This window comes from Treponema sp., assembly GCF_051883275.1.
Classification (GTDB): domain Bacteria; phylum Spirochaetota; class Spirochaetia; order Treponematales; family Treponemataceae; genus Treponema_D.
The window spans coordinates 150,222-177,187 of record NZ_JBJETK010000013.1; the positions used below are offsets into that span (position 1 = coordinate 150,222).

26 protein-coding genes are annotated in these 26,966 nt (G+C 46.0%); 13 read left to right on the plus strand and 13 right to left on the minus strand.

Translation table 11 applies throughout. From position 1 onward, the window contains the following. Nucleotides 1–89: 89 nt before the first annotated feature. From nifH to cysK, 4 genes are all read right to left on the minus strand, one after another. Nucleotides 90–938, minus strand: a complete 849-nt coding sequence (nifH, locus tag ACI4L0_RS01800; RefSeq protein WP_439798457.1) for a nitrogenase iron protein — start codon at nt 936–938, stop codon at nt 90–92. Nucleotides 939–992: 54 nt separating this feature from the next. Further along, nucleotides 993–1,352 (minus strand): NifB/NifX family molybdenum-iron cluster-binding protein, encoded by a 360-nt coding sequence (locus ACI4L0_RS01805; RefSeq protein WP_439798458.1) that lies wholly within the window; start codon nt 1,350–1,352, stop codon nt 993–995. Then, nucleotides 1,345–2,217: a radical SAM protein gene (locus tag ACI4L0_RS01810; RefSeq protein ID WP_439798459.1), complete on the minus strand. Its 873-nt coding sequence runs from the start codon at nt 2,215–2,217 to the stop codon at nt 1,345–1,347. Before ACI4L0_RS01810 ends, ACI4L0_RS01805 begins: the two co-directional genes overlap by 8 nt. Nucleotides 2,218–2,467: 250 nt before the next feature. Next, nucleotides 2,468–3,406 carry a cysteine synthase A gene (cysK, locus tag ACI4L0_RS01815; protein ID WP_439798460.1) on the minus strand — a complete coding sequence of 313 codons (939 nt, stop codon included), beginning with the start codon at nt 3,404–3,406 and terminating at the stop codon, nt 2,468–2,470. Nucleotides 3,407–3,733: 327 nt separating this feature from the next. On the opposite strand from cysK, the gene ACI4L0_RS01820 reads away from it, so the two are divergent. The 11 genes from ACI4L0_RS01820 (at nt 3,734) to ACI4L0_RS01870 (ending at nt 16,295) form a co-directional block, all read left to right on the plus strand. Further along, nucleotides 3,734–4,549, plus strand: coding sequence for a CoB--CoM heterodisulfide reductase iron-sulfur subunit B family protein (locus ACI4L0_RS01820; protein ID WP_273313826.1), 816 nt, complete (start codon nt 3,734–3,736; stop codon nt 4,547–4,549). Next, nucleotides 4,542–4,937 (plus strand): 4Fe-4S dicluster domain-containing protein, encoded by a 396-nt coding sequence (locus tag ACI4L0_RS01825; protein WP_439798461.1) that lies wholly within the window; start codon nt 4,542–4,544, stop codon nt 4,935–4,937. Before ACI4L0_RS01820 ends, ACI4L0_RS01825 begins: the two co-directional genes overlap by 8 nt. Before the next feature lie 9 nt (nt 4,938–4,946). Further along, complete coding sequence (locus ACI4L0_RS01830) at nt 4,947–6,959, plus strand: 4Fe-4S binding protein (protein ID WP_439798462.1); 2,013 nt, start codon at nt 4,947–4,949, stop codon at nt 6,957–6,959. Between the two features lie 15 nt (nt 6,960–6,974). After that, nucleotides 6,975–7,424, plus strand: a complete 450-nt coding sequence (locus ACI4L0_RS01835; protein WP_078933805.1) for a hydrogenase iron-sulfur subunit — start codon at nt 6,975–6,977, stop codon at nt 7,422–7,424. Next, nucleotides 7,406–8,392 (plus strand): 4Fe-4S dicluster domain-containing protein, encoded by a 987-nt coding sequence (locus tag ACI4L0_RS01840; protein ID WP_439798463.1) that lies wholly within the window; start codon nt 7,406–7,408, stop codon nt 8,390–8,392. The genes ACI4L0_RS01835 and ACI4L0_RS01840 overlap by 19 nt, the downstream gene beginning before the upstream one ends. Continuing rightward, on the plus strand, nt 8,392–9,429 hold the full coding sequence (locus ACI4L0_RS01845; protein WP_439798464.1) for a 4Fe-4S dicluster domain-containing protein: 1,038 nt from the start codon (nt 8,392–8,394) through the stop codon (nt 9,427–9,429). The genes ACI4L0_RS01840 and ACI4L0_RS01845 overlap by 1 nt, the downstream gene beginning before the upstream one ends. Beyond that, entirely contained in the window at nt 9,429–10,259 is an 831-nt protein-coding gene (locus tag ACI4L0_RS01850; protein ID WP_273313828.1) for an FAD/NAD(P)-binding protein, read from the plus strand. The genes ACI4L0_RS01845 and ACI4L0_RS01850 overlap by 1 nt, the downstream gene beginning before the upstream one ends. Nucleotides 10,260–10,371: 112 nt before the next feature. Beyond that, entirely contained in the window at nt 10,372–11,052 is a 681-nt protein-coding gene (locus ACI4L0_RS01855) for a 4Fe-4S dicluster domain-containing protein (protein ID WP_273313829.1), read from the plus strand. A gap of 11 nt (nt 11,053–11,063) precedes the next feature. Continuing rightward, nucleotides 11,064–12,701, plus strand: coding sequence for an FAD-dependent oxidoreductase (locus ACI4L0_RS01860; protein ID WP_439797703.1), 1,638 nt, complete (start codon nt 11,064–11,066; stop codon nt 12,699–12,701). Between the two features lie 149 nt (nt 12,702–12,850). Further along, nucleotides 12,851–15,178 (plus strand): methionine--tRNA ligase, encoded by a 2,328-nt coding sequence (metG, locus tag ACI4L0_RS01865; protein ID WP_439798465.1) that lies wholly within the window; start codon nt 12,851–12,853, stop codon nt 15,176–15,178. Nucleotide 15,179: 1 nt separating this feature from the next. Further along, nucleotides 15,180–16,295 (plus strand): lipid II:glycine glycyltransferase FemX, encoded by a 1,116-nt coding sequence (locus ACI4L0_RS01870; RefSeq protein ID WP_439798466.1) that lies wholly within the window; start codon nt 15,180–15,182, stop codon nt 16,293–16,295. Between the two features lie 41 nt (nt 16,296–16,336). Here the strand turns inward: ACI4L0_RS01870 and ACI4L0_RS01875 are convergent, their stop codons facing one another. The 9 genes from ACI4L0_RS01875 to ACI4L0_RS01915 all read right to left on the minus strand — a co-directional run bounded on the left by ACI4L0_RS01875 (nt 16,337) and on the right by ACI4L0_RS01915 (nt 25,063). Further along, a complete protein-coding gene (locus ACI4L0_RS01875) occupies nt 16,337–18,304 on the minus strand; it encodes an alpha-amylase/4-alpha-glucanotransferase domain-containing protein (RefSeq protein WP_439798467.1) in 1,968 nt (655 codons plus the stop codon). 9 nt (nt 18,305–18,313) lie between these two features. Further along, nucleotides 18,314–18,919, minus strand: coding sequence for a 4Fe-4S binding protein (locus tag ACI4L0_RS01880; protein WP_439798468.1), 606 nt, complete (start codon nt 18,917–18,919; stop codon nt 18,314–18,316). Further along, nucleotides 18,913–19,473, minus strand: coding sequence for a hypothetical protein (locus ACI4L0_RS01885; RefSeq protein WP_439798469.1), 561 nt, complete (start codon nt 19,471–19,473; stop codon nt 18,913–18,915). The genes ACI4L0_RS01880 and ACI4L0_RS01885 overlap by 7 nt, the downstream gene beginning before the upstream one ends. 1 nt (nt 19,474) lies before the next feature. Further along, the gene (locus tag ACI4L0_RS01890) at nt 19,475–20,089 is read right to left on the minus strand and encodes a hypothetical protein (protein WP_439798470.1); all 615 of its coding nucleotides are present in this window, start codon (nt 20,087–20,089) and stop codon (nt 19,475–19,477) included. Nucleotides 20,090–20,170: 81 nt separating this feature from the next. Beyond that, nucleotides 20,171–20,671, minus strand: coding sequence for a hypothetical protein (locus ACI4L0_RS01895; protein ID WP_439798471.1), 501 nt, complete (start codon nt 20,669–20,671; stop codon nt 20,171–20,173). Beyond that, nucleotides 20,672–21,748, minus strand: coding sequence for an RnfABCDGE type electron transport complex subunit D (locus tag ACI4L0_RS01900; protein ID WP_439798472.1), 1,077 nt, complete (start codon nt 21,746–21,748; stop codon nt 20,672–20,674). It lies immediately after the preceding gene. A 75-nt stretch (nt 21,749–21,823) separates the two neighbouring features. Then, nucleotides 21,824–23,149, minus strand: a complete 1,326-nt coding sequence (locus tag ACI4L0_RS01905; RefSeq protein WP_439798473.1) for a hypothetical protein — start codon at nt 23,147–23,149, stop codon at nt 21,824–21,826. Nucleotides 23,150–23,204: 55 nt separating this feature from the next. Next, nucleotides 23,205–24,572: a hypothetical protein gene (locus ACI4L0_RS01910; protein ID WP_439798474.1), complete on the minus strand. Its 1,368-nt coding sequence runs from the start codon at nt 24,570–24,572 to the stop codon at nt 23,205–23,207. An 11-nt stretch (nt 24,573–24,583) separates the two neighbouring features. Then, on the minus strand, nt 24,584–25,063 hold the full coding sequence (locus tag ACI4L0_RS01915; RefSeq protein WP_439798475.1) for a divergent PAP2 family protein: 480 nt from the start codon (nt 25,061–25,063) through the stop codon (nt 24,584–24,586). A gap of 45 nt (nt 25,064–25,108) precedes the next feature. On the opposite strand from ACI4L0_RS01915, the gene ACI4L0_RS01920 reads away from it, so the two are divergent. Both ACI4L0_RS01920 and ACI4L0_RS01925 read left to right on the plus strand, forming a co-directional pair. Further along, nucleotides 25,109–26,035 carry an RluA family pseudouridine synthase gene (locus ACI4L0_RS01920; RefSeq protein ID WP_439798476.1) on the plus strand — a complete coding sequence of 309 codons (927 nt, stop codon included), beginning with the start codon at nt 25,109–25,111 and terminating at the stop codon, nt 26,033–26,035. An 8-nt stretch (nt 26,036–26,043) separates the two neighbouring features. Beyond that, complete coding sequence (locus ACI4L0_RS01925) at nt 26,044–26,928, plus strand: hypothetical protein (protein ID WP_439798477.1); 885 nt, start codon at nt 26,044–26,046, stop codon at nt 26,926–26,928. Nucleotides 26,929–26,966: the final 38 nt, after the last annotated feature.

A 26,966-nucleotide genomic window follows, 5' to 3' on the forward strand; every position in this document is an offset into this window, starting at 1 on the left:
ACTTATTTCCCGCCTTCAATCGATTTTCCAAGCCAGCTAAAAAGCTGATTTTTCAGGAAAGCCCGGATCTACCGTCCGCATGGATTTTCCTAAATCTTGTAGTCATCAGCCATGTCCATCATTCCGTATTCAAGGAGAATTTCCTCAAGCCGCTCCTGTGTCATCGGAGTTGGAATCACAAAATCCTTGTTGTCGATTACAGCCTGCGCAAGATTTCTGTATTCCTGCGCCTGCTTTGAATCGGGCTTGTATTCAATCACAGTTTTCTTGTTGATTTCCGCATGCTGGACAATGTTGTCCCTGGGCACAAAGTAAAGAAGCTTTGTTCCAAGCTCCTTTGCAAACGCCCTGAGCAAATCCAGCTCCCGGTCAACGTTGCGGCTGTTGCATATAATTCCGCCCAGACGAACGCCTCCCGCCCTTGCATAGCGCTGAATTCCCTTTGAGATATTATTGGCGGCATACAGAGCCATCATTTCTCCGCTGGCAACAATGTAAATTTCCTTTGCTTTTCCTTCGCGGATCGGCATGGCAAAACCGCCGCACACAACATCGCCGAGAACATCGTAAAAAACATAATCAAGGTCATCCGTGTACGCGCCGAGATTTTCTAGCATGTTTATTGAAGTGATGATTCCGCGTCCTGCGCAGCCGACTCCAGGCTCAGGGCCTCCGGATTCCACACAGCGTGTTCCGCCAAAGCCTTCCTTGAGAATTCTGTCAAGCTCAATGTTTTCGCCCTCATCTCGGATTGTGTCCAGAACAGTTTTCTGAGCCAGCCCTCCGAGCAAAAGCCGCGTAGAGTCAGCCTTCGGATCGCAGCCCACAACCATCACTTTTTTTCCGTGCTCTACAAGTCCTGCTGTAAGATTCTGCGTTGTCGTGGACTTTCCAATTCCGCCTTTGCCGTAAATTGCAATCTGCCTTAATTCACCCATTTTTCTGCTCCCAATACTCCATTCATTTTTTAAAGATTTCTTTTCCCGGCTTCTTTAACAAAACAAGCCTTGAATTCTGTTGTATTTCCAAACCTTCAGAATCGCCTCGTCCACAGAACCAGGCAATTCCATTCCGGTGACTCCCTTTTTTGCAAGGCTCGAAGCCGCTCCCGAACCGATTTTTGCCGCCACCACATAGCGGCAGTCTGAAAATTTTTCCGCGCTTTTTTCCATTGCAGAAACCTCATGCTTTCCGCCAAGGCACACAGGCTCTGTTTTCCGCTCCTCAACAAGGTCGTAGTCTTGCTCGCCTACAAAGTAGATGTAAAATTTTTCAGCCCTGCCATAGTGCATGTCCACGCTGTTCCCGTCCGAGCTTGCAAGCGCAACCCTGTATCCTCCGCTTTCATCCATGCGAAAAAGTCTCCTGAACCCTAAAGCTCCTTGAATACAAAAGGTGCGAAATCTCAGACTTGCCGGGAACTCCTGCGGCATCAGCGCGGCAGTGGTTGCAGTGCAAGAACAAGTCGATATACTGCCCTGCGGCTTTTCTTGCGTTTTCAATCTCCACGCATGTAGGCGGCGCAAAATCCCTGAGCTTGGCATTTGGAATCAGCGGAATAATATTGTAGATATCCGCTCCAGCCTCTGCCACAGTCCGCGCGATCTGCTCAATGTGACCGCCGTTGATTTCAGGCACAAGAACTGTATTCACCTTCACCGTAATTCCGGCAGCCGCAATTTTCTTTATCCCCTCAATCTGGTTTTTAATCAGGATTTCAGCTCCCTCAATTCCCCAGATTTTTTTTCCGTGGTAGATAATGTAGTCGTTCAGCCTGGCTTCAATTTCCGGAGAAACCGCATTCACCGTCACAGTCAGAGTGTCAACCCCGGCCCTTATAACCTCATCAGCGCGCTCGCTGAGCAGAAGCCCGTTTGTGCTCATGCATTTAATCAGCTGCGGAAATTTCTGCTCCACCAGCCTGAACGTTTCAAAGGCGCCGTTTCCAGCAAGAGTGTCGCCGGGGCCTGCAATTCCGCAGACCTTGATGTCCGGACTGATTTCCAGAGCCTTGCCCACAATCTCAGCCGCGCTTTCAGGCGACAAAACCTTCGATGCAACCCCGGGCCTGTTTTCCCAGTCATTCAGCGACCTCTCGCAAAACCGGCAGCTGATGTTGCACCCCGGACACACAGGAAGATGAATCCGCCCTGTGCTCGCCCCGTGCCGCCCGAAGCACGGATGATTCTGTTCAATTTCCGAAAAACTCTTTGCCATAACCTTACCCTTGAAAAACCTACCATTTTAATAGGTAATTAGTTTAAATAAAAAAGAAGTTTTCAAGGCGCTCCTAAAAAAACTCAGTCTTCAAGGAAAAACCCCGACCTTCTTTTTCATGGGCTTTTTTGCTCCGCAAAAACCGGGGTGTTCCGCAGTTCGGTAGCCCTCAGCCGCTTCACTCGCTGCGCTCGCTCCAGTGGCCCACCTCCGGCGTCTGCTTCATACCCCTAGCCTTTTTAGATCACTGTCAGTTGCCGCTGAAAAGCGGTGTGCTCAAATATCTGTCCCCTGAGTCCGGCAAAAGAACAACAATATTCTTGCCCTTGTTCTCAGGACGCTCCGCAAGAATGCCGGCAGCCTTCAATGCAGCTCCGCTCGAGATTCCCACAAGAATTCCCTCGCTTGCCGCGAATTTTCTTCCGTTTTCAAAAGCATCCTCGTTTTCAATGGCGATGACTTCATCGTAGATTTTTGTATCAAGAACATCAGGAATAAAGCCCGCGCCGATTCCCTGGATTTTGTGGGGGCCCGCAGTTCCCTTGGAAAGAACAGGAGAGCCTGCCGGCTCAACAGCCACAACTTTTACACCAGGATTCTGCGATTTAAGATACCGGCCCACGCCCGTGATTGTTCCGCCTGTTCCGACTCCGGCCACAAAAATATCAACCTTGCCGTCTGTCTGCTTCCAGATTTCAGGGCCTGTTGTGCGCTCGTGCACGGCAGGATTTTCCGGGTTCACAAACTGGCCAAGAATAACGCTTCCCGGAATAGAAGCCTTCAGCTCTTCAGCCTTTGCAATGGCTCCCTTCATTCCCTTTGCGCCCTCAGTAAGAACAAGCTCAGCTCCGTAAGCCTTCAGAAGATTGCGCCGCTCAACGCTCATCGTGTCGGGCAAAGTAAGAATTGTATGGTAGCCCTTTGCAGCTCCCACCGCGGCAAGTCCGATTCCTGTGTTTCCAGAAGTCGGCTCGATAATAGTCGCTCCGGGCTTTAAAGTTCCGTCTTTTTCTGCTTTTTCAATCATTGCAAGTGCGATTCTGTCCTTTACGCTTCCGGCGGGATTCAGGTACTCAAGCTTTGCAAAAAGATTTGTGTTTGTGATTCCGCTCGCCTTTGAATAGCCGTTCAGCTGTAAAAGCGGTGTGTTTCCAACTAATTCCAATGCGCTCTGTTTAATGTCTGCCATAATTCGCTCCTGATCTATTTAACCTATCTATTCAGTAGGTTTATCTGATGTTTATTTTATACACCCATCAGCCTATTAAGTCAATAGGTAATACAAAAATTATTTCACAAGCCTTTAAATTTCTTCCAGCGGAAATAACAAAGAAAAAAAATGACCGCCGCCCGGTTCAAGAAACGCCTGTCAAATCAGCAAGAATGTACACATTTATTTGCAACTTTCCCCCTGTTATATCTTTGCAAAACAAGAAGTTTGTATTATAATGCCTTCCAAATATATTTGGTATATTTCGGCTTATTGTCGGTTATCTTAGTTTTTTAGGGAGCCAGTATGAATTATTCATATTTTCCTGGATGTACTTTAAAGAACAAAGCGAAGGACTTAGATGCCTATGCACGGGCAAGTGCAGACGTTTTGGGCTTTAAACTAGAGGAAATTCCTGAATGGCAGTGCTGCGGCGGAGTGTATCCGCTTGCAAAGGACGAGATTGCTACAAAGCTGTCTTCTGTCCGCGCGCTTGCTTCTGCAAGGGATTCCGGTACTGATTTAGTTACTCTCTGCTCAGCATGTTATAACGTACTTAAACAAGTAAACAATGACATGATCAATGACGAGAACGTTATTCTCAAGGCGAACACCTATCTTAAGCAAGATGGCGTTGAGTACCACGGAGAAACAAAGGTTCTTCATTTTCTTGAGGTGTTAAGAGATGTTGTTGGTTGGGACAACGTAAAAGCCGCCGTAAAAAATCCGTTCACCGGAAAGAAAATCGGCGCATACTACGGCTGCCTTCTTCTCCGCCCTGGAAAAGTCCTTCAGTTCGATGACCCGGAAAATCCACAGATTATCGAAGACTTCATAAAGGCTATCGGAGGAACTCCTGTCATATATGCACAGAGAAACGAATGCTGCGGCGCATATACGATGTTCGAGGATTCATCCATTCCTGAAAAACGCACAAAGGCAATCCTTAAAAACGCAGAGGAACAGGGCGCTGAATTCCTTGTAACAAGCTGTCCGCTCTGCAAATATAATCTTGTAAAAAACAAGGCGGAAAGTCCGCTTGACGTAATTTACTTTACGGAACTTTTGGCACAGGCTCTTGGTGTAAAGGAAAAAGCACTGAAGGAGGTTTGTAATGCTTAAAAGTGAGGCAGAGCTCTGCAAAGAGCAGATTCTTTCTATAAGCGGTGTAAATCCTAAAAAATGTATGGTCTGCGGAAAATGCTCCGGCACCTGCCCGAACTATGATTCGATGGAATATCATCCTCATCAGTTCGTTCAGATGGTGGAAAACGGCGAAGTTGAAAAGTTTTTGAATTCAAAGTCAATTTACGCCTGTCTTTCCTGTTTTGCGTGCCTTGAGCGCTGTCCGCGCCAGGTAGAGCCGGCAAAGCTTATCGAAGCGGTGCGTATGTATGCTGAACGTCAGCGCGGCGCACAGCATCTGGCAGCCGAGAATGTTCCGGACTATCTTGATGATGATATGCCGCAGCAGGCAATCGTCAGCGCATTCAGAAAATATCGTAAGTAGGAGTGGCAAATGGAAAGAATTGGAGTTTTCGTATGTCACTGCGGTACTAACATTGCCGGAACAGTTGACGTAGAAAAAGTTGCTGAGGAACTGGGAAAGGTAAACGGCGTTGTATATTCAACGCACTACACCTATATGTGTTCCTCTGCCGGTCAGAAAATGATTGAGGATCATATCAAGGACGACAAGCTTACAGGCGTTGTCCTTTGTTCCTGCTCTCCTCGTATGCACGAAAAGACATTCCGTGCGTGCGCAGAACGTGCGGGGCTGAATCCATATAAAGTAGAAGTTGCAAATATCCGCGAGCAGACCTCCTGGGTTCTTAAGGATATGGAACAGGCGACTGAAAAGGCAATCGCGCTTGGAAAAGCTGCCGTTGCAAAAGCAATACTCGACACGCCGCTTACACCGGGCGAAACGCCTGTTACAAAGCGCGCGCTTGTCATCGGAGGCGGTATCGCCGGAATTACTGCTGCGCTTGACATTGCAGACGCAGGATTTCCGGTTGACATCGTTGAAAAAAAGCCTACGGTCGGCGGAAAAATGGCTATGCTCGACAAGACATTCCCTACCCTCGACTGCGCTTCCTGTATCGTTACGCCTAAAATGACGGAAGTAAGCCAGAATCCGAACATCCGCATTCTTTCTTACAGCGAAGTTGTCGGCGTAAAGGGATACATCGGAAATTTCAGCATCGACATCAAGCGCCATGCACGTTATGTTGACGAAACAAAATGTACAGGATGCGGCGAATGTATCGAAAAATGTCCGAACAAGAAAGTTCCGAACGACTTTAACCTTAACCTTAACAACAAAAAGGCTATCTATATTCCGTTCGCACAGGCCGTTCCTAAGGTGGCTACAATCGATTCAACGTACTGCCTTCATATGAAAGGACTTGCAAACGGCAAGGACAACGTCTGCGGTTTCTGCCAGAAAACCTGCGGAGCCGGAGCGATTGACTTTACCCAGAAAGACGAGGTCATCACCGAAAAATACGGCGCAATCATCGTAGCAACCGGCTACAATCCGATTGACCTTAAGAAATTCGATGAGTACGCATATTCCCAGAGTCCTGACGTTGTTTCATCACTCGAATTCGAGCGTCTTTGCAATGCGTCAGGTCCTACAAACGGTCACCTTCTCCGCCCGTCAGACGGAAAAGAGCCTAAGACTATCGTATTTGTACAGTGCGTAGGTTCACGCTGTTCTGCTGATTCTGAAAAAGGACACGAATACTGCTCTAAAGTCTGCTGTATGTATACGGCAAAGCACGCTATCCTTACGCGCGACCACTATCCGGACACAGACTGCTATGTATTCTATATAGACGTTCGTACGCCTGGAAAGAACTTTGATGAATTCTACCGCCGCGCCGTAGAGCAGTATGGCGTTCACTACATCAAGGGTCAGGTAGGAAAAGTAACTCCGCTTTCAGACGGAACGCTTGACGTTCAGGGTTCAGACCTGATTTTGAACAGACAGGTTCACATCAAGGCTGATATGGTCGTTCTTGCAGTCTCTATTGAAGCTGACAAGTCTGCTCGTCCGCTTGCCACTATGCTTACAACGTCAATGGACAACAACGACTTCTTCCTTGAAGCCCACGCAAAGCTCCGTCCTGTAGAAAGTCCTACAGCCGGTATTTTCCTTGCAGGCTGCTGCCAGGGACCGAAAGACATTCCGGAAACTGTTGCACAGTCTTCAGGTGCTGCGGCAAAGGCAATCTGCCTGCTTGTTAAAGACAAGCTCCAGAACAACCCGTGTACCGCTCACCCGGACGAAAATGCCTGCAACGGCTGCGGTCAGTGCGCAAACGTCTGTCCGTACGGTGCAATCACCTATATCGACAAGGATTTCCGCGGTCCTAACCGCACGACTATTACGCGCCACGTTTCCCAGGTTAATACGGCAATGTGCCAGGGATGCGGTGCATGTACGGTCGCTTGTCCTTCCGGAGCTATGGATCTTAACGGATTCAGCAACAAACAGATTCTGGCGGAGGTTGACTCAGTTTTGTAATCTGGGGAATTGATTATGGCAAACAATGAAAACAAATCCTGGACACCTAAAATCGTTGCGTTCTGCTGCAACTGGTGTTCCTACGCAGGTGCAGATCTTGCCGGAAACAACCGTCTTGAATATCCTGCAAACGTAAAGATTATCCGCATTCCGTGTTCCTGCCGCCTGAACCCGCTGTTCATCCTGCGTGCGTTCCAGCGCGGTGCTGACGGCGTTATCCTGTGCGGCTGCCATCCGGGCGACTGCCACTACTCTACCGGCAACTATTTTGCGCGCCGGCGTATGACGCTTCTTTTCAGTATGCTCGACTATCTAGGCATAGAAAAGGCAAGGACACGCGTTGAATGGTGTTCCGCTGCGGAAGGCGTGCGGTTCGCCGGAATTATGAACGATTTTGTGGCGAAAGTTACAGAACTTGGTGAAAATAAGAAGCTGGAGGACGTAAGATGCAAGACAGCAAAATAGCTTCCACACTTTTGGCGCGCGCAAAGGAACTGCTTTCAAACGGAACTGTTCAGCGCGTTGCAGGCTGGAGAAAAGGTCTTTTTGATTACGATGTTACTCCCAGCGTCTTTACGACGGCAGAAGACCTTGACAGGAATTTTGTCTATGACGAAAACTGCGGTGCAAACCTTTCAAAGTACCTTGTAAAGCTTACCAGGGAAATTGAAATAAAGAAAAGCACGACACGTATGAACAATACGATGGCAAAACAGCGCGACCCTAATGCGCTGGAAACGCCAGTTCCGATGGAAAAGGTGCTTGTTTTCCTCAAGCCGTGCGACACATACAGTTTTACAGAGCTTCTTAAGGAAAACCGCATTGCACGCGACGATGTATATGCAGTCGGCATTCCTTGCGACGGAATGAAAGACCCGGAAACAGGTTCTCTTTCCGAGCGGTGCGCAAACTGCAAGAGCAAGAAGCACGTAACCTACGACGAGCTTATCGGCGAGGACGGAGACCTTCTTGATTCAAAGCGCTTTGACGAAGTTGCCAGACTTGAAGCAATGACAGCCGATGAGCGCTATGCATTCTGGCAGAACGAATTTAGCCGCTGTATCCGCTGTAATGCCTGCCGCGACATCTGTCCTGCCTGTACATGCGAAAAATGCGTATTCGACAACAACAAGCTTTACACGTCGCAGAAAGTTGCGCAGACAAGCTTTGAAGAGTCGCTCTACCATATTATCCGCGCCTGGCACGTTGCAGGACGCTGTACAGACTGCGGCGAATGTTCACGCGTATGCCCTGAGCATATTCCACTGCACCTTATCAACAGGAAATTTGCAAAGGACATCAACGAAATCTACGGTCCGTATATTGCCGGAAGCGATTTGGAAACAAAGCCGCCGATGCTCACCTTTACAGAAGGCGATGCAGAGCCGGACATTGTATATGACCGCTCAAAAGAAGAAGGAGGTGACAAATAATGCTTTCTCTTCCAATAGAAAAAATAGATGCATTGTTTGAGGCTATCGCTTCAAAGGAAAATCTGTATATTCCTGTGGACAATTCTTCAGGAAAGGCAAATTTCCAGAAGTGGGAAAAAGGCGCAAAACTTTCAAATGCACTTAAGACAGTCCGCTCTGCAAAAGATTTCTTCTTCCCGAAGACAGAACACCTTGTAAGCTACAAGATGGACGGCAAGCAGATTACAGTAGAAGATCCGCGCAAGGAAGTTGAAGACTTTGTTGTTTTCGGCGTGCGCGCCTGCGATGCAAAGAGCTTTGAGATTATCGACAATGTATACCTGAAAATGACGCCGGTTGATTCTTACTATAAGAACCGCCGCGACCACGGAACGGTAATCACCCTCGCCTGCGCAGAACCGGCACAGACCTGTTTCTGTTCGACATATAAAATCGACGCGGCAAATCCTGCCGGAGACATCAGCTGCTGGCTTGCAGACGGAGCGTTCCATTTCAATGCAAATACAGACAAAGGAAAGAAACTTCTTGATGCAGTAAAAACTCTTCTTTCTGAAAGCGACGGAAAAGCCGTTGACGCTGCAAAAAAAGAAATTGCTGCAAAAATCGAAAAGCTCCCGTTTGCTCACCTTGACCTTTCAAAATTTGTCGGCAAGGATATGCTCAAGCTGTTCAATTCCAAAGTGTGGGACAGAGTTTCGGAAAGCTGCCTTGGCTGCGGAACGTGTACTTACGTCTGCCCTACCTGTATGTGTTTTGACGTGCGCGACTTTGACACCGGAAACGGCATCAAACAGGTGCGCTGCTGGGATTCCTGTATGTATTCTGACTTTACTCAGATGGCAGCGGCAAATCCGCGCCTTACACAGAAAGAACGCAGCCGCCAGCGCTTTATGCACAAGCTTATGTACTATCCGATGGCTCACGACGGAACGTTCAGCTGCGTAGGCTGCGGACGGTGTCTTGAAAGCTGCCCTGTAAATATGAACATCGTAAAAGTAATCAAGGCATTCAACGAAGAAACAACGGAGGAAAAATAATGGAACAGAACGAATCATTTATTCCTTATGTTGGTAAAATTATCGACATTCGCCAGGAAACTCCTGACGTAAAGACATTCCGCGTAGTCGGTCTGGACGGTAAAAAACTGTTCAACCACATTCCGGGTCAGTGCGCTATGCTCATTGTTCCGGGCGTGGGCGAATCAATGATTTCCATTACTTCTTCCCCTACGCTGGAAGAATATATGGAATTCAGCATTAAAAAATGCGGATGCGTTACTGAATTCCTGCACAGTGCGGAAGTCGGACAGGAAATCTGCGTTCGCGGACCGATTGGAAACGGATTCCCGGTAGAAGGCGCACTCAAAGGCAAGGACATTCTTGTAATTGCCGGCGGTATTGGAATTGCTCCTGTTCACTCCGTTGTAAACTATATGATGGACAAGCGCGAGAACTACGGAAGAATTCAGGTTATCTACGGAAGCCGCTCAAAGGCAGACCTTGTGCGCCTTGACGAAATGCAGAATGTATGGATGAAGCAGCCGAACTGTTCCATAAACCTTACAATCGACCGCGAGGAAGAAGGCTGGGACGGACACGTAGGATTTGTTCCGCCGTTCGTTACGGAGTGCAATCCTGATCCGAGTATGACTGTCATTATGTGCGGACCGCCGATTTTAATTCACCTTTCGCTTGATGCCCTTAAAAAGCTCGGCTTCAAGGATTCCCAGGTCTTTACGACTATGGAAATGCGTATGAAGTGCGGAATCGGCAAGTGCGGAAGATGCAATATCGGTGATAAATTCGTCTGCAAGGACGGTCCGGTATTCAGCTTTGACCAGCTTGGAGAGCTGCCGCCGGAATACTAGGCAACCGGGCGGTAAAAACCGCCTGTTCATTACGGAATGTTTGCGTTGCAAAAACCGTATAAATCAGAAAACCAGGATGCGCCCGGCACGGCGCTCTTCTTAGGAGACTTAAATGTCAGAAAAAGAAATGGCAACTATATATCTGTTCGGAAAAAAGTATGAAGTTCCGGCAGAACTTACAATTATGAACGCAATGGAATATGCCGGCTACCAGCTTAAGCGCGGCTGCGGATGCCGTAACGGATTCTGCGGCGCCTGCGCTACAATCTACCGCATTAAAGGTCAGAACCAGCTTCAGACCTGTCTTGCCTGTTCAAAGAAAGTTGAGAACGATATGTATATCGCAACACTTCCGTTCTTCCCTCTTGTAAAGCAGGTTTACGACATCAATTCAATCAAGCCAGAGCAGTCTGTTATGATGCAGCTGTACCCGGAAATTTATGCGTGCGTAGGCTGCAATGCCTGTACGCGTGCCTGTCCGCAGAGCCTGAACACAATGCAGTACATTGCTGCTGCCCAGAGAGGCGACTTTGCAGCGTGCGCAGAACTTTCATTTGACTGCGTAATGTGCGGCTGCTGTTCTTCACGCTGTCCGGCAGGAATAAGCCATCCGCAGGTTGCTGAACTTGCACGCCGCCTGAACGGAAAGTATATCCAGCCGCAGAGCCAGCACCTTATCGACCGCGTTACGGAAATCGATCAGGGAAAATGCGAGGAGCTTATTCAGAAAATGATGCAGAAGCCTCTGGCTGAAATCAAAGAGCTTTACAACAACCGCGATATTGAAAAATAAGGAGAAGCACGATGTACGGAAATTATCTTGACGATGCTGCAAAAATTGTTGCAGAAAAACGCGCGGAAAATCTGAAATTTGAACACGCACGCCTTACGGCAGACGAAAAGGATGATCTGCTTAAAAAATTCCACCCGGACAGAATTGCAGCTCAGTTCACAGAGTTGAAAATCGGTCCGAATAAAGGACAGAAAGCTCCTCTTGAGCTTGCAGAAATGCTTGAGGCAAAACCGCGCATTGAGCCGGAGCACATTGATTTATCTCATATTGACTACGAATCAGACGTTCTTGTAATCGGCGGAGGCGGAGCCGGTACTTCAGCTGCAATTATGGCAAGCGAAGCAGGTGCAAAAGTCCTTCTCGTAACAAAACTCCGCGTAGGCGATGCAAATACAATGATGGCAGAAGGCGGAATTCAGGCTGCTGACAAGCCGAACGATTCTCCTGCCCAGCATTACCTTGACGCATTCGGCGGCGGACACTTCGACGGAAAACCGGAACTTGTATATACTCTGGTAAACAAAGCGCCGTCCGTAATCAAATGGCTGAATGACCTTGGCGTTGAATTTGACAAGGAAGCCGACGGAACTATGGTTACGACACATGGCGGCGGAACAAGCCGTAAACGTATGCACGCCTGCAAGGACTATTCCGGTGCAGAAATTATGCGTACCCTGCGTGACGAAGCATTCAACCGCACGAATGACATTACAATCGTAGACTTTACTTCTGCAATTGAAATCATCAAGAACGAAAAAGGCGAAGCCTGCGGTGCAGTTCTTATGAATATGGAAACTAATGAAATCCGCATTGCAAAGGCAAAAGTCGTAATTATTGCAACAGGCGGTGCAGGACGAATGCACTATCAGGGATTCCCGACTTCCAACCATTACGGTGCAACTGCCGACGGTCTTGTTATGGCTTACCGCGCAGGAGCAAAACTTCTGTATCAGGATTCTTTGCAGTATCACCCGACAGGCGCTGCTTATCCTACACAGATTCTCGGAAAACTCGTAACGGAAAAAGTGCGCTCGCTTGGTGCAAAACTCATCAACAAAGACGGCGAAGTTTACATTCACCCTCTTGAAACACGCGACGTAAACGCTTCGGGCATTATCCGCGAAGTAAAAGAAGGTCGCGGCGTTAAGAATGACGTACAGGATGCAGTATGGCTTGACACTCCGATGATTGAGATGATTCACGGCGAAGGAACGATTTTAAAATCAATTCCTGCAATGTACAATATGTTCATCAAATACGGAATCGACATCAGAAAAGAGCCTATTCTTGTTTATCCGACATTGCACTATCAGAACGGCGGTGTTGAAATTGACAAGACTTGCCACACAAATGTTCCGAACCTGCTTGTTGCAGGAGAAGCTTCCGGCGGTGTTCACGGAACTAACCGCCTGATGGGAAACAGCCTTCTTGACGTAGTTGTATTCGGTCGCGAAGCAGGAATTGAAGCCGGTAAAATGTTCAAGAACATTGAAATGCCGTCAAAGCTTTCTTTGCAGCACGTAAAGGATTTTGAAGCTGAGCGCGAAAAGGCAGGACTAAAGACTGATACAGTATCACCTAAACTGCTTCCGCACTACACTCACGGAAATCCGGAATTTGAAAAAGCAATACCGGGTGCAACAAAATAAAATCCAATAAAAAAGGAGAATCGGTTTTTACCGGTTCTCTTTTTTTTATCCTTGGAAAATCAATATCTGTCCCTTCATTGCATAAAACGGGCACAGTATAAAAAATATCGCTTGTTAACAAACATTCATTTCGTTATAATCTAGGCGTTATGAAAAACATCAAGAATTTAAATAGAAGACTTGTAACTTCAGCGCTTCCTTATGTGAACAATATTCCGCATCTTGGAAATTTAATACAGATGCTTTCTGCGGACGTTTTTGCCCGTTTCTGCAGAAGCCGTGGATATGAAACTCTTTATGTCTGCGGAACAGACGAATACGGAACTGCAACGGAAACCAGAGCTGTTGAAGAAAAGAAAACACCAAGAGAGCTTTGCGATTACTACTACAAGCAGCATGATGAAATCTATAAGTGGTTTGACATCGCATTTGATAAATTCGGGCGCACATCAAACCAGGAGTGCACGGAGATAACCCAAGCCATGTTCCGTGATCTGGACAAGAACGGATACATAAAGGAGCACACAAACAAGCAGCTTTTCTGTCCGTCATGCCAGATGTTTCTTGCCGACCGGTATGTGCACGGAACCTGCCCAAAATGCGGCTTTGAAGATGCAAGAGGCGATCAGTGCGACAAGTGCGGCTCTCTTCTTGATCCTGTTGAGCTTGATTCTCCGCGCTGCGCAACATGCGGCTCCACCCCGGAAATAAGGGAAACCCGGCATCTTTACATAGACCTTCCGTCAATAAGCAAAAATCTTGATGCATGGATGATGCAGGCAAGCAAGGACGGAAAATGGTCAGACAACGCAATCAACATAACAAAAGCATGGCTCAGGGACGGACTGAACGAAAGGGCAATCACCCGCGACTTAAAATGGGGAATTCCAGTTCCAAAGGAAGGCTACGAAAACAAAGTCTTCTACGTCTGGTTCAATGCGCCCATAGGATATATTTCAATCACAAAGCAGCTTGCCGATGAGCTTGCCGCAGATTCAAAGCCGACCTTTGACTGGAAAAGCTGGTGGCTTCCGGAAGAAAGCGAAGAGGCAAAAAACAAGCCTCCTGTTGACCTTTTCCAGTTTATAGGAAAAGACAATATTCCGTTCCACACTGTTATTTTTCCCTGCTCGCAGATTGGAAGCGGACATAACTTCACCAAGCTGTTCCACATGTCATCCACAGAATACCTCAACTATGAAGACGGAAAATTCTCAAAGAGCCGCGGCATAGGAGTTTTCGGAACAGATGCAAAGGAAAGCGGAATAAAGGCAGATGCCTGGCGTTTCTACATTTTCTACAACAGGCCGGAAAAGCAGGACTATCAGTTCACATGGAAGGAATTCCGCGAGCGTTACAACGGCGAGCTGATTGGAAATCTTGGAAACCTTGTAAACCGCACTCTTCTTTTTGTGCAGAAATATTACGACTCAAAAATTCCCGAAGCTGAAATCGACCAGGAAATCTGGAGCCAGGTGAAGGAGCATGAAGCAAAGGCCACAGAATATCTTGAATGGGCAGACCTCAAGGATGCCTTCCATGAAATTTTTGCAATTTCCGACATAGGAAACAAGGCATTTCAGGACACAGAGCCATGGAAAACAAGAAACACAGACCCTGAGCGCGCCGCAAAGCTTATACGGACACTGTGCTACATGATAAAAGACCTCATGATTATGGCGCATCCGTACATGCCTCAGTTCGCAGAAAAAATAATGTCATATCTCGGAAAGAAAATAAGCGAGCCGAGATTCAACGACGAGCAGAAGCCCGAAGGACTTGACTGGTCAGATCTCGGAAACACAGAAGGTCTTGATGAAGTTCAGCCCACAGAAGTTTTCTTTACTCCGCTTGATCAGAAGGCTATGGAAGCTTTCAGGCTGAAATTCTCAGGAACACAAAAAGACAGAAACCAGGCAGCTCCGGAAAAGAAGCAGAAAAAAGAAAAAAAGCAGCAGGAAATTCTTCCGCTTGAAAAACAGGCTGAATGGTTCAACAATAAAATAGAGCTTTTGGTTGCAAAAATTACAAAGGTTGAGCCGAACCCTGAAAGCGACAAGCTTTACATTGAAACCCTTGATGACGGAAGCGGAACCGAGCGCATAATACAAAGCGGACTGCGTGATTTTCTTCAGCCGGAAAATCTGCTTGGAAAACACATAATTCTTGCAGCAAACCTGGCACCCCGTAAAATGCGCGGAATAGAAAGCCGAGGAATGCTTCTTGCCGCTGACTACAAGGATGAAAACCAAAAGGACTGCGTAGAGCCGCTTGAAGCTCCATGGGCAGCCCCCGGAACAAAAATTCTCCTTGAAGGCGCAGAGGAAAATTCCAAGCCAGCGGAAATTCAGGCGGATGACTTTTTTGCAGTGGAAATTCAGATTGCAGAAGGCAGTGTCCATGTGGGAGGAAAAAAACTGACTGCATGCGGACAGTGCATTACAACTTCAAAAGCAAAAAATGGAACTGTCCACTAAAATGCAGAGTCAAAGCAAATATTTTCTTCAGAGCGAATTCTGGGCGGATTTCAAAAGCAGACACGGATGGAAAAAATTTCTTTTTTCATTTAGCGGGGAAGAGGTTTTTCCAGTTGACTCTTTTGAAAAAAACACCAGCGCAGAAAAAACACTTTCTGTTTTAGTGCGCTCATTCAATCTGAAGATAAAAAAAATCAGCATTGCGTATATTCCAATGGCTCCGGAAATTCAGGACTCCAAAGACAAAGCCCGCTCCGCCCTTGAAAATATGGAGCGGATTTCAGAAAAAATTTCCGCCTTTCTGCCAGAAAACACTATCTGCATACGCTTTGATCCTCCGATTGATTTTGAAAGCATTGACGAAAGAAGCAGCTTTATTTCAGCCGCAAAAAAAATCTCATGCGGCGAAAAAAAATTTTCACGCATAAAAAAATCCTCAGCAGATATTCAGCCCCCGGACACGGTTCTGCTTGCACTTGAGGGAACAGAGGAAGAAATTCTTTGCGCAATGAAAAGCAAGTGGAGATACAATATCCGGCTTGCAGACAAAAAGGGCGTTAAAGTCAAAACATACAGGGCTTCGGACAGTGAATTTTCAAAGGCCTTCAATGAATTCTACAGCCTTTTTATGCAGACAAGCCAAAGGGACGGCGTTCAGTTCCACAAAAAGGAATACTACATTGATCTGCTGAATCTGAGCGCGGCTTCTTCTGGCGCGCCGCAAGTGCAGCTGTATCTTGCAGAGCACGAAGGCGATGTGCTTGCAGGAATTATAACGCTGTTTTCTCAAAATGAAGCTGTGTACCTTTACGGCGCATCCGGGAACATAAAGCGGAACCTTATGCCGGCATATCTTCTTCAGTGGACTGCAATCTGCGATGCCAAAACAAAAGGCTGCCTTGTATACGACTTTTACGGCTGTCCTCCGACAGATGACAAGAACCATCCAATGCACGGACTATTTCTTTTTAAAACAGGCTTCGGCGGAAAACTCATCCACAGACCGGGAAGCTTTGATTTTGTCCTGAAAAAAAACTGGTATGCATTTTACACGCTTGCAGAAAAACTGCGCTCATGGTTTTTCAAGAAGCTCAAAAAAAGATTCGCAGGAAGATAAACATCCGCTTTAACCAGCAGCAAAAAGAGGCTTTGGCTTCCCTATTTTTTCATCGGCATTACAGTCAGGTTTATAGTTTTTTCTTTTTCCATGCCGGCAGACAAACTGATGTTCCAGCAGAGCGCAACTTTATATGTAGACGAAGATATTTTCTGCTCGCATCCATCCACAGGTCTTTTAAATGAAATCATAGAGCAGGAAACCCCGGAATCCTCATTCGGCTCTATGACAAAAATACGCTTGTCGGCGGAATCCTTTACCTGCACAATCGAAACTCCGCTTTCCGCAAAAAAAGAATCCGAAAGCGGGCATTTCTCCTCATTCACTATCGCCTCGGCTGAATACTGTGTTCCAAGCTCAAATTTTTTCTCAAACCGCGTCTGCGCAAAATTAAGCTCAACCACAAAAACTCCGTCAAGTTCAAGGGGGCTTTCGTTTTTCAGAATATACTGAACCATTATTCCGCTTGAAGAAAAAATAAAATTTTTTCTTATCCGCACAGGAAGCTCCATCGACGAAAAAACGCCCGCTGCTTCAAGCTGAATTTCCTTTCTCTTGGGATCAAGCTTCTTTTCTGAAAACTGCGAATTTGAAAAAATGCATGCTCCTGCTTCTTTTTCCGCAAGGTAGTTTTCAAAGGCGGATTTTTCAAGCAAGTGGTCGGCAAAAAATCCTCTGGCATATAAATCCTCTCCGCCGTCAAACGCTGAAATCTTTGAAAGGCTTGCTGCGTAGTTTGCGCCGCTCTTTATAAAATTAAGCTCGGAAAGCTGTCCGCCGCGGCGAGAAACAACAGCATTGTATTTTTCCATCTGGCAAACATACTCGAAAATTCCATCGCCGTTATAGTCAAAAGATGTAAGCGACTCTCTGAAAACCTTTGCCGCCTCACGCAAAAGATGCTCGGCTTCGTTCAGCAGCCTGAAAGCCTTCTGCCGTTTTTCCGCCGGAGAAGGAGAACCGAACAGGGGCGAAAGATAATTTGTTCCGTCCTGCGCCCGCCAGAGCAGCTCAGATGAATTTGTCTTTCTGACTTTGTCGCCGCCCTTGCACTGGGAAACAAGCATGCTTATATAAACCATCCGCTCGTAAAGCCTGCGGTTCTGCGAATAAATATTCAGATAATCATGAATCGTAAGCGGAAAGCATGTTTTGTTTTCAGAAGGCTCAAAAGGCACAAGGCTCCACTTTGCAATGTCGCTGTCCATTCCAGCCGGAATATAGGCCTGGAGAAAACAGTCCGCTTTTTTAAGATAAGAATTCGGCGTTGTCAAAACAACATCGCTTGAATTTTCCATGATGAATTCAAAGCAGCCGGATTTCATAAAAGCTCCGAACTGGCTGAAAGAAAAGCACACAGAAAGAATCGGATCAAAAAACTGATTCGCCGCAAAGCAGGAATTGTCAGGCCAGAGCTGCCGGGCAAAATCCTGTATTCTATTAATCCAGTTTTCCCCGGATTCATTTTCCGACGGAACAAGATTTTTAAATGACGGAAAAATCTTTATGCTTCTTCCCTGCTCGCTTGCAATCAGCGGACAGCATTTCAGGTGCTTTTCAGGAATCAACGAGCTGTCCAGAAAAACATAATCCAGACCGCATGACTGAAAGGACGAAACAAGGCACGGATCCCAGATGCTGCCGAACAGCTGCATTCCGCAGGGACGCTTTCCAATCGAAGAGCGCAGAAGGGAGCTAAGCTTTTCAATCTGTCCGCTTCTGTCCATGGGCAAAAGCAAAGGAAAAACAGGCGAATAGTAGCCGCCGCCGATAATTTCAACCTGCCTGCGTCCAGCAAGCTCTTTCAGAAGCTCCATTGACTCAGGATGTTTTTTTGCATAATGGGAAAGCTGCGGCCCTGAAAAACCGACTGAAATAAAAAAGTCCTTGTGAGAATATAAAAATGAAAGCAGCGGTTTAAAAATATTCTGATAGTTCTTTTCAAGCAAAGCGGATTCATCAGAACTTTCTAAATCAGCATTTAGCACAAGACAGAATTTATTTTCCATTAAAACAGCTTACCTTTTGCAGAATATTGTATAGCACTTCTTCCAGAATTTAAAGTCTCTTTTTTCCTCCGCAGCAGGCTCTCTGTCTGAAAGAAAAGCGGAGCAATCAACTTTTTCAAGCACTGGAGCGGCGCAGCGCACAACTTTTTCCTCACGCGCAAAAACAAGCTTTATAAGACCATGCGGACAGGATTCTATGCATTTTCCGCAGCCGTTGCAAAGCTTGTTTACTACGGCAGTTTTGTTCTTTATTGAAATCGCGCCGCGGGAACATGATTTTACACAGTCACCAAAGCCCGCGCACATATACCGGCAGCTGTACTCTGTGTCAAAAACTGAAAAGAAGAGCGCGCAGTTTTTCGAGCCGCTGTAGTTCAGACGGTTTTCGCCGCATTTTTTTTCAGGGGAACACAAGACAACCGCCCGCTTTTCCGATAAATTTTCAGAATCCTTTTCAGACTTTATTTCAGACAGCAGCTCCGTTTCTGAAACAAGAGGACTTTCAAATGGAATATTCTGCTTTTTCAGCGAAGGAGAAAGAATATAAAAAACAAACACACATACAAATGAAACCGAAATGATAAAAAGAATTCCGAACAGAACCGCAGCTACCATTGAAACACTCCTTTGTTGAGCCAGGAAACATTCCAGCATAAAAGAATGAGCATAATAATCGCAATAGAAGAAAGCACAAAAGCATTGCGGGAATTTGCAGTTTTGCCTTCGTAAAGATCAACCTTTCTGCACAGGGAATACATGAGCGGAATAAATCCAAAGAAAGAAAGAACGCTCACAAATGAAATAAAGACACATTCAGACAAGCTCGTGCTTTCTGAAACGGAAAGAAAAACAAACAGCAGGGAAACAGAAAATTCCACCGCGCTGCTTTTTGTTGTAATTCTGATTATCGCCTCCACAAAAACAGAAAGCGGAACAAAAAACAAAAGGACAACCAGCGGATAAAGCTCAGAAAGCTCGGCAGGAACCAAAAGCGATGTTACAAAAAGATATGACAGAGCCGACGCGGAAACTGTTGTTATCAGCATCTTGAACGCCTTCAGCCCCAGCCTCTTTTTTTCGGCGGAAAGAAACACTGTCCGCTCCATTCCTATTCCGTAAACCAAAATTACAGAAGCGTAAAAAACATAATAGAAAAAAACAGAAATCATTTTAGTCCACCCGGGAAGTTTCTATGATTTCAAAAACTGAAACCGCCTTAAAGAAAACTGCGCTGAATAAAAGCAGCAGAACAACAGCACCTGGAATAGAAGCCAGGAACGAAAACAGAAAAAATGAATCTTTCATGCCGAACAGCTGAATTTCAAAAACGCCGCCCGGATAAGGAAAAGAAACCGTTCCATACCCGAATATATCGCGTATAAGAAAAAACACAGCAGCAAAAACAGAAAACATGCTGCACTTTTTAAGCGCGGCGCAAAGTTCCTGCGGCAGAGGCAAAACAGAATCAGAGTACCAGCTTCCCATCACAAACGATGTGAGAGCCGGCATAAAAAAAGCGATTCCCATGACAAATGCAACCAGGGGAGAAAAAAGTATCATAAACTGCCTGAAGAGAATGCACATGGAAACAAGCACAATCATTGTAATCACATTGTGAAGCTCGCGGTTAAAAAATTTGAGTGTCAGCTTTTTAAAAAGAATTTCGCACACACTCATAAGATAAAGCTCAATAATCATAACCAGCCCGAAAGCAAATCTTCCTGGCACCGGCAGAAGAAAAGCAAAAGAAAGCGGAATGTACAAATAAATCTCTTTTTTCTCCATTATAAACCTTCCAAAAAAATAAGAAACTCAAATACAATTTCTAAAAGCAGGACTGACCGCCCAGTGTTTTATAAAAAGCTTTCAGGAATCTCCAATCCCTGCAATCACAGGAACTTTTTTTCTCCAGTACTCAATCTGCGCGTTTTCAGAATTCCCGCAGATTTTTTCAGCCGTTTTTCCTGAAACATCGGCCAGCCCCACAAATTCCGCCCTGCCTTCAGCAGAACACACATAAACAGCGGAAACAGGGCCGTACAAAGTCGGAACTCTCACAAGCACAACAAACATTTCTGTTTTTCCGTCCTCGGCAACCGCCTTGTATGAACAGGCCGAAACGGCAACCGCAGTTTTTGAATTTATCCAGTCGCCGACCTTTATTTTTTCAAGACCGTTTTCAGACAGAACCTGCACAGCTTCCCTTTTCAGCCCGGCCTTCCAGGAATTTCTTCCGAGCATGACAAACAAAATCAGAACTGAAAAAAAAGCCGCAATCAGCCCGCAGAAAATTCCGCACTTTACAAGAATTGTCTTGTAAAAAATCTGCCTTTCTGCGTTTACTGTTTCAATTTCATCCTCGAACATTTAAGCCTCCTGAGATTCCCGTAGCAGCGGAACAAGCTTTTTAGAGGCAGACTCGTACAGTTTTCTATCCTCCAGAAACTGAATCACCGGCGAAATCAAATTCACTGCAAGAACAAGAAAAACAAAGCCGGACGAAGAAGTTCCGCTTCCGATTATAAGAAAGCCCGCAATTCCAGCAGCGGCTCCATACAGAATTTTCCCCTCAAGTGTCATGGGAACTGTTCCGTAATACTGCAAAAGATACAGAGTGCAGAACAGAGTTCCGCTTGTCAAAAGAGCAAGAAGAATGTCCCCCTGAAAAGCGATTCCTCCGACAAGGAACGGCAGAAGCAGGCGCACAAAAATCGAATAGACAAAAAGAAAAACAGCCGGCACCACATAGTCAACCATATCAAGCGAAACCAGCACAATCGAAGAAACTAGAGTAACAAGATTGAACCTGAAGGCCGGAATCGCAGAGCCGTTGTCCCAGAAAAGGCTCACATAACCTTCCGGAATTGAAATTCCAAAAAGCTTGAAAACATAGCTGTTTAAAAAATCCGTGATGACTGAATCAATATTCAAAATAGGAACAGAGCCGCTCTGTATGAGAGCAAGAGCCGCATTGCGCGACTGAAGATCCTGCGCTGAAACAGCAAACGGCGGAAATGCAGATGGATTAAGAAAATATAGAACCGCAACGCAAAGAGCAGAAAGATTCGCCCAGGAGCCTGCAAAATTCCCAAATACAAATTTTCCCAAAAGCAAAGTCAGAAAAACCGCCGCAAAAACAACAGGCAGAGAATACGTGCACGGCAGAAGAAGTCCTATCACAAGCCCCTGCACCACGGAAAATCTCCACGCATGAAAAGCATCCCGCCTAAAAAAACAAAAGAAAGCCTCAGAAGCAACTGAAGCCAGCAGAGCGGAAAGCAGCACCGCAAGCGAAGAATAGCTTCCTGTAATCACAAGCATTGCAGCCTGAACAAGAAGAAGCCCGATAAAAACAAAAGAAACCGTTCCCACTGAATAGGATGCGCATACAAACGGACTCAAAGTTATATTTCCGCAGCATTTTTTCAAGTCTGTATATATCATTTATTTCTCCATCAAAAAGCCTATTATCGCCTCGCAAGAACCAAAGGCTCTGGAAGCTCCCTCAAAATTTCCTGCCTAAATCAGTGCAATCGTCTGGCTGAGCGGAAGCCTTGAAGGGCAGACACAGTTGCACACAGTGCAATGAGAGCACAGAGCGCTTGTAGAGCAAAGCTCCCTCGGCAGCCTGTAATGCTCAACGGCATGCCTGTAAAGCAAGTCAGGCGAAAGTCCCTCAGGGCAAACCGTTCTGCATTTTCCGCAGCGGATACATTTTTTTTCTGTCTGGACAGAAAGCTCCGAGGCAGGCACAAATTCCAGCGACTTTACGGATTTTGTAATCGGTATCTCAAGATTCGGCACAGCGTTTCCTGTAATCATTCCGTTTACAATTATCTTTGCTGGCTGCATCTTGAATCCGCCGCACTGCTCAACAAGACTGAATATCGAATCTCCTATTCTTGCCCGGAACATTCCCACAGAGCGCAGGCAGGTTCCATAGACATGAACGTAACGCTCAATGACAGGAATTCCCCTTACGATTGCTTCAAAAACAGAAAACGCCGTTTCAGGGTCAATAAAAAGACTTGAATTTCCAGCCTTTGCAAAAAGAGCATTGGGAGAATTTTTCAGGGCTTTTCGGACTGACCTGAGCAGATTCTGCGCAAAGCCGCACGGATATTTTTCTGTGTCAGCCTCCACGCACAAAAATGGAACATTTCCTATGATGTCCAATGGAATTTTAATTTCATTCTTTTTGGGCATCGCAAAAATAATTCCTTCCGCGGAACAGGCCTTGCAGCAAATAAGAGCGCCTTCCACAACTTCCGACAAAAATCTCCTTGCCATAAATGCATCTGTGCAGCGGCTCGGATCTTCGTCAAACATCCTGACAACAACAAAGCGGTTTCTGGCAGAACGCACACGCTCTATCTGAATTGAAAGGGCCTCTGTTTTTTTACTGAATGTGTTTACAATCCCCTTCACCTTGAATTCTTCAAGCAGAGTATCTTCATTGAAAAAACTCCAGTCAAGCGAAGGCAGATGCTTTCCCAAAAAAGAAAATGAGCCTTCCGTGCAGATTTCCGCGGCCGTTCCCAAAGTTCCGTCAGGAAGAGTGCATTTTGAAATTGAAACAATTTTTCCCGGAACTGATGAATGGATGTTCGCACCGCTCACCAGGCTTTTAGGAGAAGCAATTATCTGCCCTTCCCTCACCATGTCGCCCGGCTGGAGTCCGCAGGAATATTCAGTTCCGTCAGACTGCCTGAACGGAACAACAACTTTCCGCGGCAAAAAAGCCCTCACAGAATCCTGAAACATCGGATGTTCTGGCAAAACAAAATTATTCACAGTCTTCATTTTCTTTCCCAAGCCCGCCTGAAAAACAGACAGTTTTTTCATGACACATTTTTAAGCACCCCGAAAACCAAAGTTTCCAAAGCCCCATTATATAAAATCAACGCCGCTTTGACTTAAGCACATACAAGAGCAAAAGAACAACCGGCACAAATACACATATCAAAATCAAGGCTGCGCTGAATCCGTCAGGCCTTGACACCGCGCGCTCTCCCGAGCCGTATGCGACAGTGATATTTTCACCCTGCCTCAGCATAAGCTTTTCAACCGCATTGTACCCAAGTGAATCGATTTTCTTGTCCATGCGGTTTTTAAATTCAGAGTTGAATTTCATCACAACCGAATCAGCCCTGAAAATTCTTCCGTTCTTTTCCTCAAAGCGCGGAATGGAAACAACGCCTTCATCCTGCATAGACTGCGCAGAGCCTGTATTCAAGCTTCTGTACGGAAAAGTCTCCACGTTCCACGCCCAGCTGTAAAAATCCCGCAGCGAAGGAATGGAAGATTCCGCGCCCGAATCCACAGGCACCGGCAGAGAAAGGCTTTTCCCAGGAATCAGGCTTAAAGTCCCGGCAAAGATAAAGCACACAAGCAGAACAATCAGCGGCGCAAGGCAAAGCAGCGTGTGAAAAGCGGTCTCGGCATACATCAGCGGAAGCTGCGGCGCAGAAAAAATTTTCACAGGCTTAAATGAATAGCCCTCGTAAATAAAGGCCTCAAGCCGGGCAAAAAGAAAAAGCAGACAGCATGAAGCAGCAGAGCAAAGCACAAGAAGAAAACAGTCCTGCCATCCTGAAAGCATAGCCACCAAAAAAGAAACCGCAAGCGGAATTATAAAATAAGGATTTCTTTTTAGCACACGAAGAGCCTTTCTTCTGTTCCAGATACGCTGGGCAAGATAGCAGGAAAGCATGCACAAGACAGAAGCAGCGGCATCGGGATAAAAAGGCTTTGAAAAAGGAAACAGCAGAAAAAAAAACGCCGCGCAGAAAAAAGGAATTCTGTTCACTGACAAATAAACAAAAAAAACAAAAACAGCAATGCACACAATAGGCACTGCAAAAGGATAACGCTGAATTCCATCTATTCCAGCCGAAAGCCCCGTTTCCCGGGAAAGCCGCTCAAGAGATTTCAGAATCTGCTGACCTGAGCCATTCGGAACGTAGTAAAGCAAATACGACTTTGAGCCGTCAAAAAAATACCCCAGCCTGCTGTTAAGATACGCATTGCAGGATTCAGGCAGAACAGGAGTAAATGCTGAAACAAGAGGAACCTGCTGCTGGCCAAGGCTTATAATGTCCTGGCACCCGGCGCTTTCCAGACAGTCAAGAACCTGCTTTTCTGGAATTGACTTGTCAGCGTAGACAACCTTGTAGCTGTTCCATATTCTGAACACGGGAATGCTTTTCAGGGCAAAGAGAAAAAAAAGCGCTGAAAAAATCACAGCGGCGCAAACCGCAGACTTCATTTTATCAGAGTTCATCTTTCAACACTGAAGGCAAGACCGATAAAAAAACCAAGAAGAGAGCCTATGACAACTTCCGCCGGAGTGTGTCCCTGCACTTCCTTTATAGGCTTGACTTCCTCAATTATATTCTTTTCCGAAAGAATTTTTCCAATCCTGTTGAGCATGGCAGCCTGAATTCCGTTTGCGCGCCGCACGCCCACAGCATCTCTTATTGTAACCAAATAAAAACCGAGGGAAAGAATAAAAACATCGCTGTTAACTCCGGAACGAAAGCCTATTGTCGTGCATAGAGTTGCAACAAGAGATGCATGGCTGGAAGGCATACTTCCTGTGCGCCATAACAGAAGCTCAAACAATTCCTTTAAGCTATGAACTTTTCCAGAAAAAAGCTTTATGAGCGTCTTTACAAGCTGAGCCGAAAACCAGCTGAAAAGGCACGCCAACAAAGCAGGCTGGGAAAAAAACAAATGGAGTTGCTCCTTTAAATTCATGCACTGATTATAGCAAATAAATACAAATTGTTCTATAATCTGTGCATGGAATTTAAAGAATTTGAAGCAAAGGAGGATGACAGCGGAAGGCGGCTCGACAAAAATGTCCGCAGGATTTTTGAGGCAAAGAAAATTCGCCCGGACAATCTTTTCAAGCTTATAAGGAAGGGGCTTGTAAAGCTCAACGGCGCAAATTCGTTCCCGGAAGCAAGAATTCACCCCGGCGACAAAATTCTCATAGCAGGCTTTCTTCTTGAAAATTCCACTGCAATAAAACAGAAAAACACTCCTGTCTTGCCGCAGAATTTTTCAGCGCAGACCATATTCAGAAATTCCAGCCTGTGGATTATAAACAAGCCAGAAGGAATTGAAGTCCAGCCTTCGCGCGCAGAGAAATTCTGCCTTGCTGACTTTGTGGCTCAGAACACGCAGACAGACTCCCTTTCGTTCAGACCGGGGCCGCTGCACAGAATCGACAAATTCACAACAGGGCTTGTAGCATTTTCGCAGAGCCTTGAAGGGGCAAGATGGTTTTCACAGCACATCCAGAGCCACAGCATAAAAAAAACTTATCTTGCAGTCTTGGAAAATTCCCTTCCAAAGGAATCCCTGACCATAGATGACACCATAGAATCCAGAGCAGCCTGCACAAAAGTCAGCTGCATTGCGCGCGGAAAATACGGGGCAAAAGACATTTCGCTTGCAAAAATCCAGATAGAAACAGGCAGAAAGCACCAGATAAGAATCCACTGCAGCAAAAAAGGCTTTCCGCTTTTGGGAGACACACAGCACAACGGAAGCGCATTTTCCGCAGGGGAATTTTCCGGCTGTCGTTTTTTTCTCCATGCATGGAAGCTTGAATTCCCAGTGCCGAATCCGCTCGGGCTTCCTGAAACAATGCAGGCGCCCATTCCCCCGAAGTTCAAAAAATTTATAGAAAACTTCTTGAAAATTCCGGATGCTGATTTATAATTTAAACTATGAATTTTATTTCAAAAATACTGCACACAGGATTAACAGTTTTTGCGCTCGTTGGTGAAAGCGGAACAGGAAAAAGTTTCCGCGCCAAGCTTCTTGCCCAGAAATACGGAATTGAAGCTATCATAGATGACGGACTTCTTATAAAGGACGACAAAATTCTTGCGGGGCGCACCGCCAAGCACGAAAAAACATACATGGGTGCTGTGCGCATCGCACTCTTTGACGACAAGCAGCACAGGGATGATGTTGCAAAGGCTCTTCAGAAAAACAAAATAAAAAAGCTTTTGATAATCGGAACCAGCGAAAAGATGGCGGGAAAAATCGCCACAAGGCTGCAAATTCCGCTTCCGTCAAAAATCATAAAAATCGAGGACATCGCAAACCGCGAAGAAATTGAAAAGGCAATCCGCAGCAGGCAGATAGAAGGAAAGCACATTATCCCAGTGCCGGCAATCGAAGTAAAAAAATCATACTCGCAGATTTTCCATGACTCGCTGAGGGACATCGCAAAAAAAAGCAAGCTGAAATTCTTCAACCAGGAAACAGCTGTAATGGAAAAATCGATTGTAACGCCGGAATTCAGCAAGAAAGGGCGAATTGAAATTTCAGAGGCGGCGCTGAGCCAGATGGCAATCCACTGTGTAAATGAATTTTCAAGCGAAATAAGAATCAAAAAGCTGTCTATAAAAACAAACAGCAGGGGCTACAGGCTTATAATAACAATCGACGTTCCCTTCGGCAGGCAGCTCACGGGCGAAATTCACAGCCTTCAGCAGTATATAATCGAAAACATAGAAAAATACACAGGAATTCTGATTGAGGAAGTCAGCATAATAATCGACAAGATTACGCTGGACGGAACTTCAAAGAATTTTAAATCCTGATAACATGCGTTCAGATTTTCTTGGAATTGAGTTTCAGG